Origin of the sequence: Peribacillus frigoritolerans, from assembly GCF_040250305.1 — a bacterium.
GTDB lineage: Bacteria > Bacillota > Bacilli > Bacillales > DSM-1321 > Peribacillus.
Window position 1 is genome coordinate 1,280,963 of sequence record NZ_CP158190.1, and the last position, 16,343, is coordinate 1,297,305.

General features: G+C 41.2%; 16 protein-coding genes. 12 read left to right on the forward strand and 4 right to left on the reverse strand.

Annotated features, from left to right (window positions below; translation table 11 throughout):
- Window positions 1-9: 9 nt before the first annotated feature.
- Entirely contained in the window at window positions 10-1,023 is a 1,014-nt protein-coding gene (locus ABOA58_RS06315) for a YheC/YheD family protein (RefSeq protein WP_350301670.1), read from the reverse strand.
- 37 nt (window positions 1,024-1,060) lie between these two features.
- Here ABOA58_RS06315 and ABOA58_RS06320 point away from each other — a divergent pair, with 37 nt between their 5' ends.
- The 5 genes from ABOA58_RS06320 (at window position 1,061) to ABOA58_RS06340 (ending at window position 3,965) form a co-directional block, all read left to right on the forward strand.
- Complete coding sequence (locus ABOA58_RS06320; protein WP_350301671.1) at window positions 1,061-1,267, forward strand: hypothetical protein; 207 nt, start codon at window positions 1,061-1,063, stop codon at window positions 1,265-1,267.
- Between the two features lie 678 nt (window positions 1,268-1,945).
- Window positions 1,946-2,140 (forward strand): DUF445 family protein, encoded by a 195-nt coding sequence (locus ABOA58_RS06325; protein WP_350301672.1) that lies wholly within the window; start codon window positions 1,946-1,948, stop codon window positions 2,138-2,140.
- A 73-nt stretch (window positions 2,141-2,213) separates the two neighbouring features.
- Complete coding sequence (locus tag ABOA58_RS06330) at window positions 2,214-2,570, forward strand: YlbF family regulator (protein WP_034314741.1); 357 nt, start codon at window positions 2,214-2,216, stop codon at window positions 2,568-2,570.
- Between the two features lie 146 nt (window positions 2,571-2,716).
- Entirely contained in the window at window positions 2,717-3,583 is an 867-nt protein-coding gene (locus tag ABOA58_RS06335) for a Cof-type HAD-IIB family hydrolase (protein WP_101224440.1), read from the forward strand.
- A gap of 115 nt (window positions 3,584-3,698) precedes the next feature.
- Entirely contained in the window at window positions 3,699-3,965 is a 267-nt protein-coding gene (locus ABOA58_RS06340; protein WP_241590686.1) for a transcriptional regulator SplA domain-containing protein, read from the forward strand.
- A gap of 410 nt (window positions 3,966-4,375) precedes the next feature.
- Here the strand turns inward: ABOA58_RS06340 and ABOA58_RS06345 are convergent, their stop codons facing one another.
- A complete protein-coding gene (locus tag ABOA58_RS06345) occupies window positions 4,376-4,825 on the reverse strand; it encodes a DinB family protein (RefSeq protein WP_350301673.1) in 450 nt (149 codons plus the stop codon).
- A 388-nt stretch (window positions 4,826-5,213) separates the two neighbouring features.
- On the opposite strand from ABOA58_RS06345, the gene ABOA58_RS06350 reads away from it, so the two are divergent.
- A complete protein-coding gene (locus tag ABOA58_RS06350; protein ID WP_350301674.1) occupies window positions 5,214-5,612 on the forward strand; it encodes a hypothetical protein in 399 nt (132 codons plus the stop codon).
- A 167-nt stretch (window positions 5,613-5,779) separates the two neighbouring features.
- Here the strand turns inward: ABOA58_RS06350 and ABOA58_RS06355 are convergent, their stop codons facing one another.
- Entirely contained in the window at window positions 5,780-6,658 is an 879-nt protein-coding gene (locus ABOA58_RS06355) for a dimethylarginine dimethylaminohydrolase family protein (protein ID WP_350301675.1), read from the reverse strand.
- A 605-nt stretch (window positions 6,659-7,263) separates the two neighbouring features.
- On the opposite strand from ABOA58_RS06355, the gene ABOA58_RS06360 reads away from it, so the two are divergent.
- Both ABOA58_RS06360 and ABOA58_RS06365 read left to right on the forward strand, forming a co-directional pair.
- Window positions 7,264-8,880 carry a long-chain fatty acid--CoA ligase gene (locus tag ABOA58_RS06360; RefSeq protein ID WP_350301676.1) on the forward strand — a complete coding sequence of 539 codons (1,617 nt, stop codon included), beginning with the start codon at window positions 7,264-7,266 and terminating at the stop codon, window positions 8,878-8,880.
- A gap of 92 nt (window positions 8,881-8,972) precedes the next feature.
- On the forward strand, window positions 8,973-9,770 hold the full coding sequence (locus tag ABOA58_RS06365) for an enoyl-CoA hydratase (protein WP_350301677.1): 798 nt from the start codon (window positions 8,973-8,975) through the stop codon (window positions 9,768-9,770).
- Between the two features lie 87 nt (window positions 9,771-9,857).
- On the opposite strand, the gene ABOA58_RS06370 is transcribed toward ABOA58_RS06365, so the two are convergent.
- On the reverse strand, window positions 9,858-10,046 hold the full coding sequence (locus ABOA58_RS06370) for a YhzD family protein (protein ID WP_048677954.1): 189 nt from the start codon (window positions 10,044-10,046) through the stop codon (window positions 9,858-9,860).
- Window positions 10,047-10,342: 296 nt separating this feature from the next.
- Here ABOA58_RS06370 and cysK point away from each other — a divergent pair, with 296 nt between their 5' ends.
- The 4 genes from cysK (at window position 10,343) to ABOA58_RS06390 (ending at window position 16,140) form a co-directional block, all read left to right on the forward strand.
- The gene (gene cysK / locus ABOA58_RS06375) at window positions 10,343-11,266 is read left to right on the forward strand and encodes a cysteine synthase A (RefSeq protein WP_137017070.1); all 924 of its coding nucleotides are present in this window, start codon (window positions 10,343-10,345) and stop codon (window positions 11,264-11,266) included.
- Between the two features lie 171 nt (window positions 11,267-11,437).
- On the forward strand, window positions 11,438-12,649 hold the full coding sequence (locus tag ABOA58_RS06380) for a metallophosphoesterase family protein (protein ID WP_350301678.1): 1,212 nt from the start codon (window positions 11,438-11,440) through the stop codon (window positions 12,647-12,649).
- A 21-nt stretch (window positions 12,650-12,670) separates the two neighbouring features.
- Window positions 12,671-15,691, forward strand: a complete 3,021-nt coding sequence (locus ABOA58_RS06385) for an ATP-binding protein (protein ID WP_350301679.1) — start codon at window positions 12,671-12,673, stop codon at window positions 15,689-15,691.
- Between the two features lie 41 nt (window positions 15,692-15,732).
- Entirely contained in the window at window positions 15,733-16,140 is a 408-nt protein-coding gene (locus tag ABOA58_RS06390) for a hypothetical protein (protein ID WP_232782974.1), read from the forward strand.
- Window positions 16,141-16,343: the final 203 nt, after the last annotated feature.

Consider the following 16,343-nt stretch of genomic DNA (forward strand, 5'->3'; position numbering starts at 1 on the left):
CAACTCCTTTTATGGATGGTTTTCGCGGTTAAGGGCAAGCATGAAATCTATGATGGATTTTACTGATGGACGAAAGGTTTCATAGTTGCCTTGAAATTTTTTCGAAGGTTTTGAATTCACTTCGATGATCCATGGATGGGTATCGGTATCCAGTGCTAAATCGATCCCTAGCTCACCGAATGAATCATCATGGTTTTCGACCAAGGCCTGGGCAGTGTTTTTAGCCAGCCGTACGAGCTTTTGATATATGCGGCTGGCGTCCTGAAGGTCAAATGCTTCCTTTAGAAAATCCGGCCCATTTTTCATCAAGCCGCCTTGTGCAAGATTGGAAACGATAGTGCCAGGGTCCCCAATCCGGGCAACCATTGATGAAACTTTCCATTCAAGCAGATCGTTCCGGTGAAGAAGTATGCGGAAATCAACTTTTCTCTGCTCTGTTTCGAATAGGGAAATCCCTTTTTGAAGAATGAAGGATTGTTTTCTGGAAAACCTTTTTAAGGTTTCGTACAACTTTTCATCCGTATCAGCAAAATGCACTTCCTGGAGATTTCCGGATTGCTCGATTTTCCATTTTCCAGCTACTTGCATTAATCTGCAAATATTCCTGCCTTGGCTGCCTGATGCGGGTTTAAAGTAGATTACCGAATGCTTTTCTATAAACCTCAAGAAAGATTCCTTTTCGTTAAAAAGTATCGTCTCCGGCAAATTTGGCAACAGCTCATCTTCTAAGATTAGCAGCTCATGTACATCATGTTTGGAGAGGAACCTTCCATTGAACATCGGTATCGACCGTTCCTCCAGTTCAGTTTTAAACAGCTTGAAAGAATGAGATTCCTCAAGTTTGCGCGAATGTATCCGGTTATAAAATACATCAGGAATGGGGAGGGACAAGGTTTGCCAGCCATCTTGCCCAGGCAGGTAGCCTTCCACAACTCCTTCTTGAAGAGACTGCAATTTTACTAAATAGAAGGGGATGCCCTGCTGATTACAATATGATTTCATTTCCTGATAAAATTTTTCCATCTCGCCGAATGTCCCGTCTTGCAAGGGAGTCTGGTTCATGAGTGAAGCGAAGAACGGACCTATTTTAATTGACCTTCCTTCCGCATGGTATGAGACGGAGATTGGATCGGAAAAAACGGGTAAGGTTAAAGTTTGGTTCATATCATATGAAAGTTTCAATGTAGGCTGGGATGACGGGAATGGCTGGACAAGTACCGGGACCGAACGGCATCCAGCCATGATCGTTACGGGTTCTCCAAATTGAAGGCCCCATTCCTCAAATAGTTTTTCTTCGATAAACAGTAGCGCCTTCTTTCGCGTCTCTGCGGGATTTACCGTAATGAAAACTTTCTGATGGTTAAGGTTCATAATAATTCCCCGTTTGCACTAAGTTTAATATCCTTTAATAATTAAATGATGGGCAAATGTGGATAACACATTCTATGTTCTTTTAATTAGAAGGTGTCATCAAGCCTCTATTTAAAGCAATAAAAAGAGAAATTTCATGGAGTTTTGGTTAAGGGTACTGTATGTTCGTTTTGGTTGCTGTAATAGGTGGCTTCACTAAATTATTAGCTATCACAATGCTGTTCAGACTTTATAAACCAATCTATATTTTCGGGAAACAGCTGCCGTTGACACCAGGTTGATTCCGAAGCGGCAGGATGAGTTAGCCAAATTGGTGTTGATCATTTAATCACGCCAGAGAGCATTCAAAGTAAAGTCATCAGATGCCTCTATACAGAATATGAAAATTTTCGTGAAGGCAGAAGTAAAGAAAGCATTGTCCACGGAAAAAAGTACTGCTCAAATGCTTGATCAACTGGGAATGAAGAATTCTTCATTTACGTTAGAACAAAGATTACAAACATGCTTTCTTGGTAAATATGAAACATGGTCGGAAGAGATACGATTAACAATTGATTAACGAAAAACGTCTGAAATGATGCCTGTCGCTTCGATCATGAATAAGCCGGTTCGAGAATGGACTGCCAATTTCTCGGACACCATTTCCCGGCTTGAGGAAATGGTCGCTTCCATCACTAAGAAGGAATTGTCGATGATCACCTACCTTGGGGCTTTGCTTGGTGGAATCATCGGTTTATTTCAAGGTTTTGTAACTGTTTTAATAGGATGACGTGTAATTCGCAATCGGATTTGTTATAGTGGAAAAGGTGTAGGAATACAATGATTACCGGGAGGGGAAATAAATGAGTAACGTATATGATGCAGCGTATGAAATGGAAAAGGCAATTAGGGCAAGTAATGAATATGCCGATTTGCAACGCTTATATGATCTTGTCAATTCTGATGAAGCAACAAAAGGAATGTTTGAAAACTTCCGTAATCTGCAGATGTCATTGCAGCAAAAGCAAATGATGGGACAGGAGATTGCACCGGAAGAGGTTGAGCAAGCACAAAAGACGGTACAGCTTGTCCAACAAAACCCAACCATTTCACAATTGATGGAAGCTGAACAACGGATGAGCATGGTCATCGCGGACCTCAATAAAATTATCATGAAGCCGCTTGAAGATTTATATGGCTTGCCTGAACAACAGCAATAAGCAGTTAAAGACTCCCTTCCATAATGGTTGGGGGTTTTTTTGTTTCCTGAAAGCACCATGCATGGGTCGTCAACCACAATTTGTTCTATTCCCGAAATTTTAGTCATAAATTTGGAAAGAGGATACTACAGATGGGGGAGATCAGCATGGTATATCGACTACTTGCGGTCAATATCGACGGGACATTGCTCCAGTCGAATGGCCGTTTAAATAAATCGACTAAAGAAGCAATAGATTATGTTCACCAAAAAGGTGTCCATGTTGCACTTGTGACGTCAAGAAATTATCACTCAGCAAAAAAAGTGGCCAAAGCCCTAAAAATAAATCCGATGATCGTCGCTCAGCAAGGAGCCTTTGTCGGAGCTTCCATAGAAAAGCCGATAATGGTAAAAAGAATATCAGAAGAACTGACTGCAGAGCTCGTGCAAATGCTTGAAAAGACCACGTGCCAAATATTGCTCATTCATGAGAAATACTCGCTGGGCAATCGGGTGAACCTCCCGGAGAATTTGCTTGGTAAATCGGTTATGTATTTGAATGATCAAAATATTTATGCTCAAAATTATGTGGATGATATCAGTGAAGAGCTCATTGATCAGCCGATGGCCCCGACGAAGATGGACATTATATTTCCAGAAAAAAGTGCTAGAAATGATATGTTGAAATTGATAAAGGAAATGTTCCCTGAGGTGGATGCAATCTTACATCCAGGACATAAGCTGACAATCGTTCCGAAGGGTGTTTCTAAATGGAGCGGTGTATTGTATTTAGCTGACCATTTAGAAGTGAAAAGAACGGAAATCGTCTCGATTGGAGATGGATTGGATGATATTGAGATGATTGCCGGTTCTGGTCTGGGAGTTGCCATGGGCAATGCGGATGAGGAAGTAAGGAAAGTGGCAAAATGGGTGACGCGCTCCAATGATCAAGATGGTGTTGCCTATATGCTGAGGGAATTCTTCCGGAAACAGCATCCAATCGATTTTTTACAAAAGATGAATATGCTTAAATGAATGGTGGGGCTCCTTTTTATAGAAGGGGCCCCATTCAGATAATGCCGCTTTTTAGGCCTGTTATATTTCATAAATAATTATAAGCTTCTTTCCATAAGCTAAAGGAAAATCAGTAATGGAAAGGAAGAATTCAATGGGTGTAATCAATGCAAAAGAAGTGCAAGTCGGTGACGAAGTGTTTGTGATTTATAATAATCCCCACGTTCCTACTGTTTCGAATATAAGGGCGGCGGAAATCGTTCCGCATCCAAAAGATCCCAATGCAGTTGCCTTGTTCCTGAACGATACATTTCATACGATTGAGGACGATGATGCTTTGTTCACTTCGGAAGCCGCAGCGGAAAAAGCATACAGTGATTATATGGATAACCAAATGACTTAAAGGGACGTTCACTTCGCATGAACAGATGAAAGCCTTCGCTTATAGAGCGGGGGCTCTTTTTGATTAAATTCACGAGTATTTGCTGCAAACTCACGAGTAAATGCACCAAACTCACGAGTAAAAGCTGCAAACTCACGAGTAAAAGCGCCAAACTCACGAGTAAAAGCGCCAAACTCACGAGTATTAGCTCCGAATTCACGAGTGGATGCTCGAACTCACGATAAAAGCTCAAAGTTCACGAGTATTTGCTCCCAAATCACGAATAAACGCTGCAAACTCACGAGTAAACGCACCCATACTCACATGTCAGAAGCCATTAGTGATTAAAACAGCCTATTTGACTGTGAAAAATAAAAAAATGCCACTCCTATTTCAAGAAATACAGAGTGACAGTTATTTATGATCTAATCTCAGTTATTGGATTGGATTAATAGTTTCATTGCGTGAATTTGTCCAATATGATTGGCTTCATGGAGCACTACAAAATTAATGAATTCCCCCACTGTTTCCATTCCGTTGAAAGGCTGTGCTGTTTTTTCAGTCAATCGTTCCTCCGGAATTTCAAGAAGTCGATCAAGTTGTTCATGCAGTTGTTGCTTTAATACTTCAACGGTAGGTACGTCCCCAGTCCAGTCCGCTGGTTTTGAACCATATCCGAATAGTTGGCTGTAATTCGCTGGCAATTCACTATTGGAGTTCAATAAAAATTTTTCGGCTGTAGTAAGGACATGTCCAAGGTGCCAATGGATTGTATTATTAAAACCTTCAGGCTGTACATCCATAAACTCTGGTTTGATTCCATCGATTTCTTTTAAAAGATTGCCGCGCATGACCGTTAGCTGATTTTTTACATAATTCATTTTACATTCCCCTTTCAATCTTGTTTTTTTCTAAACGCTATCCCATGAAATTATAGCAAGGATAATTCAATATTATCAAATTTTAGCTAAGCCATTTCACAAAGGAAAGGATTATCAATTTAAAAGGGTTTATACTGTCGGCTTATAATCGGATTAAATGCAATATAAGCGAGTATAAGCTTTTGATGAAATGGAAGGCTGCATCAACTATTTTCTGTATGGTTTGGTTGACAGGCCCAAGGGATACAAGGGGTCAAGAACTCTTAAGCCAAAAGCTTTAGTTTTTTTGTTAAGAAATCAATAAACATTCCTATTACTCTTTTGCGTGGAGAAGTATAATGAAATATATTGGATAATTAATCCAATGAGGTATAAGGAGATGACAGTAATGAAAAGGACACAGCTGCTTGTTGCACTTAGCCTATTATCAATAACGTTAGCTTCAGGCTGTACAACAAAGCAAGAACATATTTCCGTTCAAAAATATGAAGGTAAACACTACAAATTCGAAGCATATAAAGAAAAGATAGAAATGGGGAAAACAGTAAAAACAAAAGAAATAGTAAAGAATGCAGATTGGGAAGAATTCGCGTTGGCGGAAGATCATCCTGAGGCGGACTTCATCTTTTATTTTAATGATGAGAAAAACGAAGGTAGACTAACCGTATATTATGTTTGGGTCAATCCTGATGAAAATATTGTAGAAATGACGAAGGATGAACATAGTCAGTATGTACAGTTAAATAGAAAAGATTCAAAAATCATATTAAGACTGCTGCATAAATGAAATGCCTCCAGACAGAGTTATTTAAAAAGTGTAATGGTTGGAATCGAGGCATTAAAAAAAGAACTAAACCCTTAATCTCTTCCTGTTTTATACAAATATCTATACATGTTTGACAAAAAGGCGAAAGAATCCGGACTTCCAAACAAGTCCGGGTTCTTTCATTCTGCTCAGGCTGAATCAGTCTTCTTATTCGTTGTCCTCAATAGTGGCATGGTGCAGCAACGAAAGGAGCCGCCGGACTTGATGATTTCGCTTATATCGACTTCGATGACTTTGTATCCGCGTTCACGAAGCTGACTATTTACCTGTTTATTACATGGTAGACTGAATAATTTTTTATTCCCAATCGAAAGCACGTTGGTTCCTAATGTGAATTGTTCTTCTTTAGTCACTTCGATCATGTCATAACGTGAAGCTAATAGATCCATCTCTTTTTTTGTAAAGGACTCTGGAAAAATAAGCGCCTCTGTCGGTGATATGATATTGAAAACACAATCTAAATGAAGGAATGTTTCAATGAAAGGAACCGCGATGACATCGTATTCCGGTAATAAGGTTTGAAGATGCTTGACGGATGTTTCATCCGTTCTTTCACTGATTCCAATATAGATGGTCTTCCCGTCAATAAGGACATCCCCGCCCTCAATATGATTTTTGAGGAGGTTGAAATATGAGATGCCATTCGTTTCGAGCCAGGATTTCAATATTAGTTCTTCACCCTGCCTGATACCTGTTGCCAACTCAGCCACATAAACGGTATTGCCAAGAGTGAAACCGATATCCCTCGTGAAAACTTGTTCTGGATATGTAAATTGAGGCGTAAGTTTTATGACTTCAATTCCTTCATGTTCAAGAGCCTTTGTAAATTGGGCGTGCTGCTTCAAGGCTAGTGCTTGATCGATATTTTCCTCTTGAAACTCTTTTTGTGTTTCGTTGATGATCTCCCGGATTTCCATATAACGAGGTTCGCAGACGATAACCCGTGATAGCTTTGAATATTCACTCGCGCAATAAGCTTCTAGTTCTTCGTTTATTTTGTTTACCATAAATGAGCTCCCTCTAAATATAATTGTATCTTTACTATTTCCTCTTTTTTCTAGAAAGAAACATAAAAAATATGTCATGGAACTCATCACTAAATTTAGATGGTTTAAAAAACCTTTCAGATTCCGCTCTTAATAAATGATTCCGTTATATACCGGTTAGATCTTTTTCTATTTGAGCGAGTTGGCCCTACAGTTTTTTTATGTTTGCGCTTGATTTCAGAAATCCGCTCCCTTTCCGCCGACTGCCTGCCAAGCCTTATCAAAGCAAGCGTCTGTGGGGTCTCGGCCAGCCAGTAATTCGGTAGGATTGTCGCAAATTTCTTCAATCCAATAAGGGTTTCATTAAACAATAAATAACGATAAATAGCGAGATTGCCTGCATGTTTTTATTTATAAAAATTTCAGTTGATTTCAGAAATCCGCTTCCTTTCCGAATCCCGTTTTTGTCGTCAAACTGATAGGATCTGGTTTAGCCTTTTTTTTGAAATATCATCAGGCTAAACCCAAATTCAAAATAATCGTAAAAGGCACCTAGGGATAAAGGATTATTTTTTTTCTGGTCGAATATATAATGAGGATGCTTTTAATATAAGGGGGAGATTGTAATGATGGATACTCCATTGATCATGACTCAAATCATTGAGAGAGCTGAAAAATATTTTCCGAAGAAAGAGGTAGTTTCGCGTACGGATGGTGGAATTCACACATTTACATATGCAGAGATTGCTGAACGTACAAGAAGGCTGACCAGTAATCTTGAAAAATTCGGCATTCAAACAGGTGACCGTATTGGAACACTTGCCTGGAACCATCATCGGCATTTAGAAGCATATTTTGCGATTCCTTGTCATGGTGCTGTCCTTCATACAATCAATATGCGTCTGTCTCCTCAACATGTTTCTTATATCGTCAATAGTGCGGAGGATCGATTACTATTGATAGACCCGGATGTCATTCCCCTCTTGGAAGCAATTAAAGATGAGTTAACGACAGTGGAAGGGTATATCATTATGACGGATAAAGAGGAGCTGCCTGATACGACCCTTTCACCCATTTATCATTATGAAAGATTATTAGCAGAAGGGAATCCGAAACAGCCATTCATTCAAACCTTGGATGAAAATGCGCCTGCCGGCATATGTTATACTTCCGCCACGACCGGGAATCCGAAAGGTGTGGTTTATTCACATCGCGGAATTTTGCTGCATGCGATTGCACTGGGGCTTGCCGATTCCACAGCAATAAGCGAACGTGATGTGGCCCTTCCTGTCGTGCCCATGTTTCATGTAAACGCTTGGGGCATGCCTTTTGCCAGTGTTTGGTTTGGAACGAAGATGGTTTTGCCGGGACCCTATTTCACCCCGAAGATTTTGGCTGAGCTTATAGAAACGGAGAAGGTTACAATCGCAGCAGGGGTGCCGACGATATGGCTGGGCTTATTGAAGGAGCTGGAAGAAGGCAGCCATGATACGAGCAGCATTCGTGCTGTTCTATGCGGAGGGTCGGCTGCTCCGAAAAGCATGATTAAAACCTTTGAACAAAAGTATGGGATACCATTCCTGCATGCCTATGGAATGACTGAAACGAGCCCGCTTGTTTTTGTTTCGAAACCAAAAAGCTATCAGGAAGACCTCCCTGAAGAAGAACTTTATGAGTTGAAGGCCAAGCAGGGCCTTGTTTCGCCAATGATAGAAATTAAAGTGATCGGTCAGGACGGCGAAGTGAAACCAGATGGAAAGGAAATGGGCGAATTGCTGATCAGGGGTCCTTGGATAGCGAATGAGTATTTTAAGGATGAGCGGTCAGAGGATACGTTTAAAGATGGCTGGCTGTATACGGGGGATGTTGTCACGATTGATGAAGAAGGGTTCGTCAAAATCGTTGACCGGACGAAAGATTTGATAAAAAGCGGCGGTGAGTGGATTTCTTCCGTAGATATAGAGAATGCATTAATGGCCCATGAAGGAATCTTCGAGGCGGCGGTAATTGCAGTGCCTCACGAAAAATGGCAGGAACGGCCGATCGCCTGTGTTGTCTTGAAGGAGGCATACAAGGGGCAAGTGTCCCAGGAAGACATCATCGGATTTTTAATGCCGCAGTTTGCAAAATGGTGGCTGCCGGATGAAGTGGTCTTTTTGGATGAAATCCCGAAAACGGGTGTTGGGAAGTTCTTGAAAAGGGCATTGCGTGATCAGCTTCAGGATAAATATATCAATAAATAATGCTGGGTTTGTATAATTGTAACTTTTCCCCCTATTCTGATAATGGGGAGGGATATATAATAGAGTCATAGAACGAAAGAGGAGGAAATAAATTGAGTATTGAATCGACATCACCTGCAGGCACTGTTTTAGTCACATATTCGGACAGGACGGCCACTGTTGCAATGAACCGTCCAGAGGCCATGAATGCTTTAAATCCGAAAATGCTGCATGACTTTATTCATGCCTTGAAGGAAGTAAGTGAGAATGATGATGTGGATGTCGTCATTTTAAAAGGGAATGGGAAAGCATTTTCCGCAGGTGGTGACATTAAGATGATGCTCTCGCCTGGAAAAGAAAACGCTTTCGATGAACTGATGGATGGAATCAGTGAATTGGTGACCACTCTATACTTCATGCCTAAATTGACCATCAGTGCCATTCATGGTGCAGCTGCAGGGCTTGGGTTAAGTATAGCTCTTGCAACCGATCATCTTATTGCCGATTCAGAAAGTAAGGTTGCGATGAATTTTATCGGGATTGGATTAATCCCCGATGGCGGCGGACACTTCTTCCTTGAACGTCGTCTTGGTGAAGTGGGTGCAAAAGAACTAATCTGGGAAGGTAAAGTGCTTACTGCGCTTGAAGCAAAAGAAAAGGGCCTCATTCATGAAGTGGCTGACGGAACCTTGGAACATGCGGTAGAGAAGAAAGTGCAATCATGGCTGCAAAGCCCGGTTCAGGCCATGATTAAAACGAAAAAAATCCTTAGTGAAAAAAATCGCCCGCTATTGATTAAGATCCTTGAGATTGAAAAAGCTGCCCAGATGAAAATGCGCGAAACAGCGGACCACCAAGAGGGAATAAAAGCATTCGTGGAAAAAAGGAAACCGAACTTCATCGGAAAATGAATGAAAAAGGCCGTCACGTTATCGTGACGGCCCTTTTTATATAAGGAAACTAGATCATATTTTTAGTGTTTGCGCTTCCATTTTCAATCAGCGATGAAAAAGCAATAAAGCGCCTGAAGGTGATGTGCAGCGATGTGTTTGATCTTGATAGTTTTTTTCCTTCAATAGATTTTGTCCCAATTCTTTAGCTTGTTCATCATTCTCGGCTGTAAATGATTCATCCAATAGTTTTTCCCCTGACGGTTCAAAAACGGTTAATTTGTATATTCTGCTCATTTTCAAAAACTCCCTTATCAAAAATGTTATTGTCTTAGGAACTGTTATAAAAATTTTATCATTATCTGTCAATTTTGACTATTATTATGTGAGGGAAATGTATTAAGACAGGGAATATTGATAAGTAGCTGAATATCTTGAAAAACGATGGAAAATAACTATACCGAACTAACTTCAAAACAAAACCTATTTATACTAGAGGAATTCTCTCTTTAAAATGAAAAATCATAAATGATATAATAAACCTGAGTAAAAGTGCATCTAGGAAGTGTATGGATCGAAGGGGGATTTTTTGAATGACGGTAAAAATCGTTAATAATATCACTGAATTGATAGGAGATACACCTGTTGTAAGGATTAATCATTTAACGGCGGAGGGTGACGCTGAAGTATTTGTGAAACTTGAATATTTCAATCCGAGCCGCAGTGTAAAGGATCGGGCTGCATTCAACTTAATTAGGCAGGCTGAACTGGACGGCATCATTCAATCCGGGGCCACGATCATAGAACCAACATCAGGTAATACAGGTATTGGGCTTGCTATGAATGCCGCTGCAAAGGGGTATCGGGCGATTATGGTCATGCCGGATAATATGTCGAAAGAAAGAATCAACATCTTAAAGGCATACGGAGCGGAAGTTGTCCTCACCCCTGCATCAGAGCGGATGCCGGGAGCCATTCGTAAAGCTGAGGAACTAGCCGCAGAAATTCCTAATAGCTTTATTCCGCAGCAATTCGAAAACCAAGCAAATCCTGATATTCACAGAGTGACGACAGCAGTCGAGATTCTAGATCAGATGGATGGCAACCTGGATGTGTTTGTCGCTACTGCCGGAACGGGAGGAACGATAACCGGTACAGGTGAAGCTTTAAAAGAACATCTGCCGGATTTAAGGGTTGTAGTTGTCGAGCCTAAGGGTTCCCCAGTTCTTTCCGGCGGAAAGCCTGGTCCTCATAAGTTAGTGGGTACGAGCCCTGGATTTATCCCCACCATCTTAAATACAGAGGTATTTGATGAAATCGTTCAAGCGGCTGATGAAGATGCAATATCCACCATGAAGGATCTGGCTTCGAAGGAAGGGATATTGATTGGACCTTCAGGAGGTGCCTCTGTCTGGACTGCCCTGCAGGAAGCCCGTCGTCTTGGAAGTGGAAAACGAGTATTATGCATTGCACCGGATAATGGTGAACGCTATTTAAGTATGGATATTTTTGAATGATGAAAAAGACCGAATGCCGTGCATGAAACAATGTTCACGCCATTCGGTCTTTTTCCTGTTGAATTTGCCCATACTGCATGATGACGTATTAAAATAATAATGTATGGGAAAGTATGTTCTGTTCATGTTAAAATTAAATGTGAAATGTTGATAGAAATCGAGGTGACACTTATGAGCGGTGTGAGGTTCATTCATGCGGCGGATCTCCATCTGGATAGTCCCTTTTCGGGGTTGAAGGATATGCCGTCAACTATATTAAAGGAATTAAGGGAAGCTCCTTTTAAAGCTTTTCAAACTATCATTAATGAAGCAATTTCCCTTCAGGTTGACTTTATCGTGTTATCGGGGGATCTATTTGACGGGGAGAATCGGAGTCTCAGGACACAGGTCCGCTTTCGGACGGAAATGGAAAAACTCCAGCAGCATCAGATCCCTGCCTATATCATTCATGGTAACCATGATCATCTCAGCGGCTCATGGATTACTGTGGAGCTGCCGGATAATGTCCACGTATTTTCAGGGCAAACCGAAGTGAAACGGTTTGAAAAAATCGATGGGACGACTGTCCACCTTTATGGGTTCAGTTATCCGCGCCGTCACGTAAGGGAGAGAATGATCGAAACCTACATAAAAGCTGAAGGGGCCGATTATCATATAGGTCTGCTTCATGGGAATTTGGAAGGCAATTCCGAACATAGCCCATACGCCCCTTTTTCATTGAAGGAACTAGCTGCCAAAGATTTCGATTACTGGGCATTAGGCCATATTCATAAGCATCAGGTGGTTTCAGAAGATCCGCTAGTGATATACCCAGGAAATATTCAAGGCAGGAACAGAAAGGAGTCTGGCATTAAAGGGTGCCTGCTCGTCGAATTCGACGGGGACATGAAGCGTCATTCCTTTATTGAAACTTCTGAAGTGATATGGGAAAGCGATACAATTGAAATAACCGCGGATGGTGGATTTGATGCCCTGTTCAAGCAATGCAGGGAAGTAATTGAACGGAAGGGCATCGATGGGAGAAGCTTTCTTTTGGAATTGAAGCTGGATGCAGGAGACGCAGCAGGCCCTTCCGGGGAATATCTTGAAGAATTGACCCGGATCTTGCAGGACGAGGACCAAGGGGAATCGTTTGTCTGGGTGTATAAAATCAAAGTCATCCAGTCGATGCCGATGATTAGGTCAAATGAAACATTATTGCCATTTATGGCTGAGGTATCAATGCTTGCATCTGAATTCGATGATACGGATGCTGCTCTGGCCCCGCTTTATATTCATCCGGGTGCAAGAAGGTTTCTTGATACAATAGAGCCAAAAGAGCAGAGGGAACTTGTGGATGAAGCGGAAAGATGGCTTTTGCACGTTTTTGATGCGAATAAATGAGTGTAGGGAGGAGGAACGGGTTTGATTATTAAAGACCTCCATGTTTATGGTTACGGTAAACTGGAAAATCAGCGTTTTCCTGAATTGGGACAGCTGCAGATTTTCTTTGGGGAAAATGAATCGGGCAAGTCAACCATCATGTCCTTCATTCATAGTATGCTGTTTGGTTTTCCGACAAAGGTTCAAAACGAACCGCGTTACGAGCCCAAAATGCATGCCAAATATGGGGGAAGGCTCAGTCTCATAACAAAAAAAGATGGGGAAATCGTTATTGAACGTGTGAAGGGAAAAGCTACTGGCGATGTAAAATTGACCTTCGAGGATGGAAGGGTCGGCGGCGAGGAAGAATTGAATGAGATTCTCCATGGCGTTGATAAAAACTATTACCAAGCCATTTTTTCTTTCGACCTTCAAGGGCTGCAGGGATTACATACACTAAGTGAAGGTACCATGAGTAAATATCTGCTTTCAGCTGGGCTGATCGGGAATGATAAACTTCTTGAAGCCGAAACGAAATTGCAAAAAGAGCTCGATTCAAGGTTCAAGCCATCAGGCCAAAAACCTTTACTGAATGTGAGATTGAAAGAACTTAAGGAATTGCAGAAAAAGGTGAAAGCATCAGAAGAAGAACAGCAGTCGTATACGGCATTACTTCAGGAAGAAGCAAAACTTAAGGAGGAGCTCTACAAAGTCACGGAAGATATTCAAGAGATTGAAGAAAACCTTGTTGACGTGAGCACTTTTTTGCGAATTAAACCCTTGGTTGAAGAACAGGGGGAACTTGAGGCCGAAATAAGTGAAATTCCGGAAGTGAGTTTTCCTGTTGATGGCTTAAAAAGGCTTGAACAGCTACAGGCAGTTGGAATGCCCATGAAAGCTCAACTTGCGGCATTGATCGAGAAAAAGGACAAACTTGAGGAAAGACTCACGGAAATCGAAATCAATCCGTTCATCAAGGAGCATAAAGAGCAAATTGAACATGCAATCGATCAAGGAACTATGCTTGAGAAGCTCGAGCTGGATATGAGAAAAGCGGAACACGAAAGGCAGTTGGAAGAAAAGAATATCGAAAAGGTGAAGCAGGAATTATTCTTGGATGTTTCTGATGATGAAATAAGAAAACTGGATATCAGTACATTCATGAAGGAAAAGGTGAAAAGGGCCGAGAGGGAAAAGCATCAACTCCAAAATGATAAGAAGCAGCTTGATGAGAAATATGAACTGCAAAAGGGAAGTCTGGAAACGACAGAAGCCCGCTTGAAGGAGATACAGGCCCAGTTAATGCCAGATGAAAAAAGAATCGAGCTGGAGTCCTTATACAACAAGCAGAATAACATCGAATTTGAAGCAGCACAATCGCTTATTCTTGATGAACAAATACTTGAACTTGAAAAGCAATTGGCATTACAGAGGAAGAAGGAAGCGGATAATCGCAAACGTTCACATATCCTGAATGGCAGTTTATTAGTACTTCTTTGTTTAGGTGCGATCGGAAGTTATTTCAGTGAACAGATGTTGTTGGGGATGATACTTCTAGCCGTGGCTGTTCTGTTTGCGGTATCCAGGTATCTTTTTAAAGGTGATGATATATTGTCCGGGTATATCAGGCAATTGGATGAGATGAAAAGGAAAAGGGCCGCAATTGGGACTGAGACCAATAGAGGGAGTGAAGGAGAGTCGATGGGTCGGCTGCTTGAACTGGACCAACGTCTCCAAAGGCGTTTTGAAAGTGAAAGTTTCAAATATGAAGAAAGGGAGGAAGCGTTTGAATCGACCATTCAGGAATATGCCGATTGGGAAGCTAGAAGGGACCGGTTGGATAAAGAATTGAGGAGCATCTTAAGCGATTGGGGTCTGTCTTATCCCGGAATGGAAATCAATCTTGAATCTGTATTTGAACATCTAGAGAAATGGAAGGAAGCCGTTGATAGGAAATATGAAACAATCAAGAGGCATAATTTTCTGCAGGCAGAATTTGAGGGTAAATCAAAGGCTTTATTTCATTTTGCACACAGCCTTGATTTTGAACCATCCACATGGCGGGAAGCGATTGGCCTATTGAAGCGGGAATTGAATAAAGCGGTTGAATTCTCCGTTCAACTAACGCAATGGATGCAGGAACGAAGTCGTTTGACGAACGAAATTGAGCAGCTGACGATGGAAAATGGCTATCTTGATGCAGAAATGGAAATTCTTTTTAAGTTAGCGAAGGTCAAGGACGAGGAAGAATTCAGGCATGCCGCTGCATTGTTCGAAAAGAAAATCACTTTACAAAAACAGCTTGATTTGATTACCATTCAAATTGGGCAATCCAGAATGCTGCCTGATCAAATCCAAACTTACTTAAAACAGGGGATCAATACTTATACATTTGAAAATATAGAACGGAAACGGAAGGATTCTATAAAGGCGAAATCCCTTTTGTTAGAGAAGCGGGCGGATGCGAAGCATAAGATAAAACAGCTTGAAGTTTCAGGGATTTATGATGATTTACTTCATCGTTTTTATGAAGAAAAAGCTGCTTTTAACGAAGAGGCGAAGGAATGGGCGAAATTGGCAATAGCCAAAAGCTTATTGAATAAAACATTGGACCGATATAAAAGGGAACGCCTACCGAAGGTGATCGCTGATGCCGAGCGGCACTTTTCCTTTTTAACGAATGGGAGCTATCGTAAAATCATCCTTGATCAGTCGGGAGAAGGAATTTGGGTACAGCGCAATGATGGTTTGAGTTTCAGGGTTGAAGAGGTCAGCCGCGGGACAGCAGAGCAAATTTATGTTTCCCTAAGGCTCGCTCTTGCTGATCATACTTTTGAAAATGATTCATTCCCTCTCATCATTGATGATAGTTTCGTCAATTTTGATGCGGAAAGGACAAAACGGATGCTCGAGTTATTGAAAAAAGTTTCGGAAAAGCGGCAAATTTTATTTTTTACTTGTCACCGATATATAATGGAGTACTTTAGCGAAAATCAAGTGATTCGTCTATCCAGCCCCGTATTGCGCCAGGATATGAATGATTTGATCATCCCTGAAATATAATGGGTTTTAAACTATAGATAAAGAGAGTGAAGTCATTGAATATGAATGAGTTTGTAAGCCACCATGATTCTTCTTTGAAGTTAATCATCGAAAAGGAGTTTCCCGGTAAACGATGTGTTGGGGGAAAATATTCTGCCAAAGGACATAGCATCACTTTATATGAGAGAGATATCGAAATTCAGTGTGAACGCTCCCTAGGCTCGCTTGCAAGGCTTGAGGAATATACATGGGTGATCCTCACGCATGAGATGGGCCACGCATCAGACCCCGATCTTGCTGTGCTTAGTGAGGAGCTACACAGTACAGGAAAATCAGAAATCCTTTATCAAATAGAGGTCAATGCATGGAATATTGCAGAAGGATTAATTCCTTTTATCGATCAGGATTTATTTACCTTCATTAGGGATGAATCCTTGGCACATTGTACAAATCGACTGCTGGTCGGTTAAAAAGCTCTCCATATGGAGGGCTTTTTTATTTTCCGCTAAATGGAGATTCCGGAGATGAAGCACGGACTGATGAATCGGGGAGCTAGGAAAATGGTATTAATGTTTCCAAAGGAAGCTTCATATCTTTAAAGGAGCGTTCACTTTAATGAATCATAACAGGAATGGGACATGAAAGTTTTTGGTTTATATTCTTTTTTAAGATT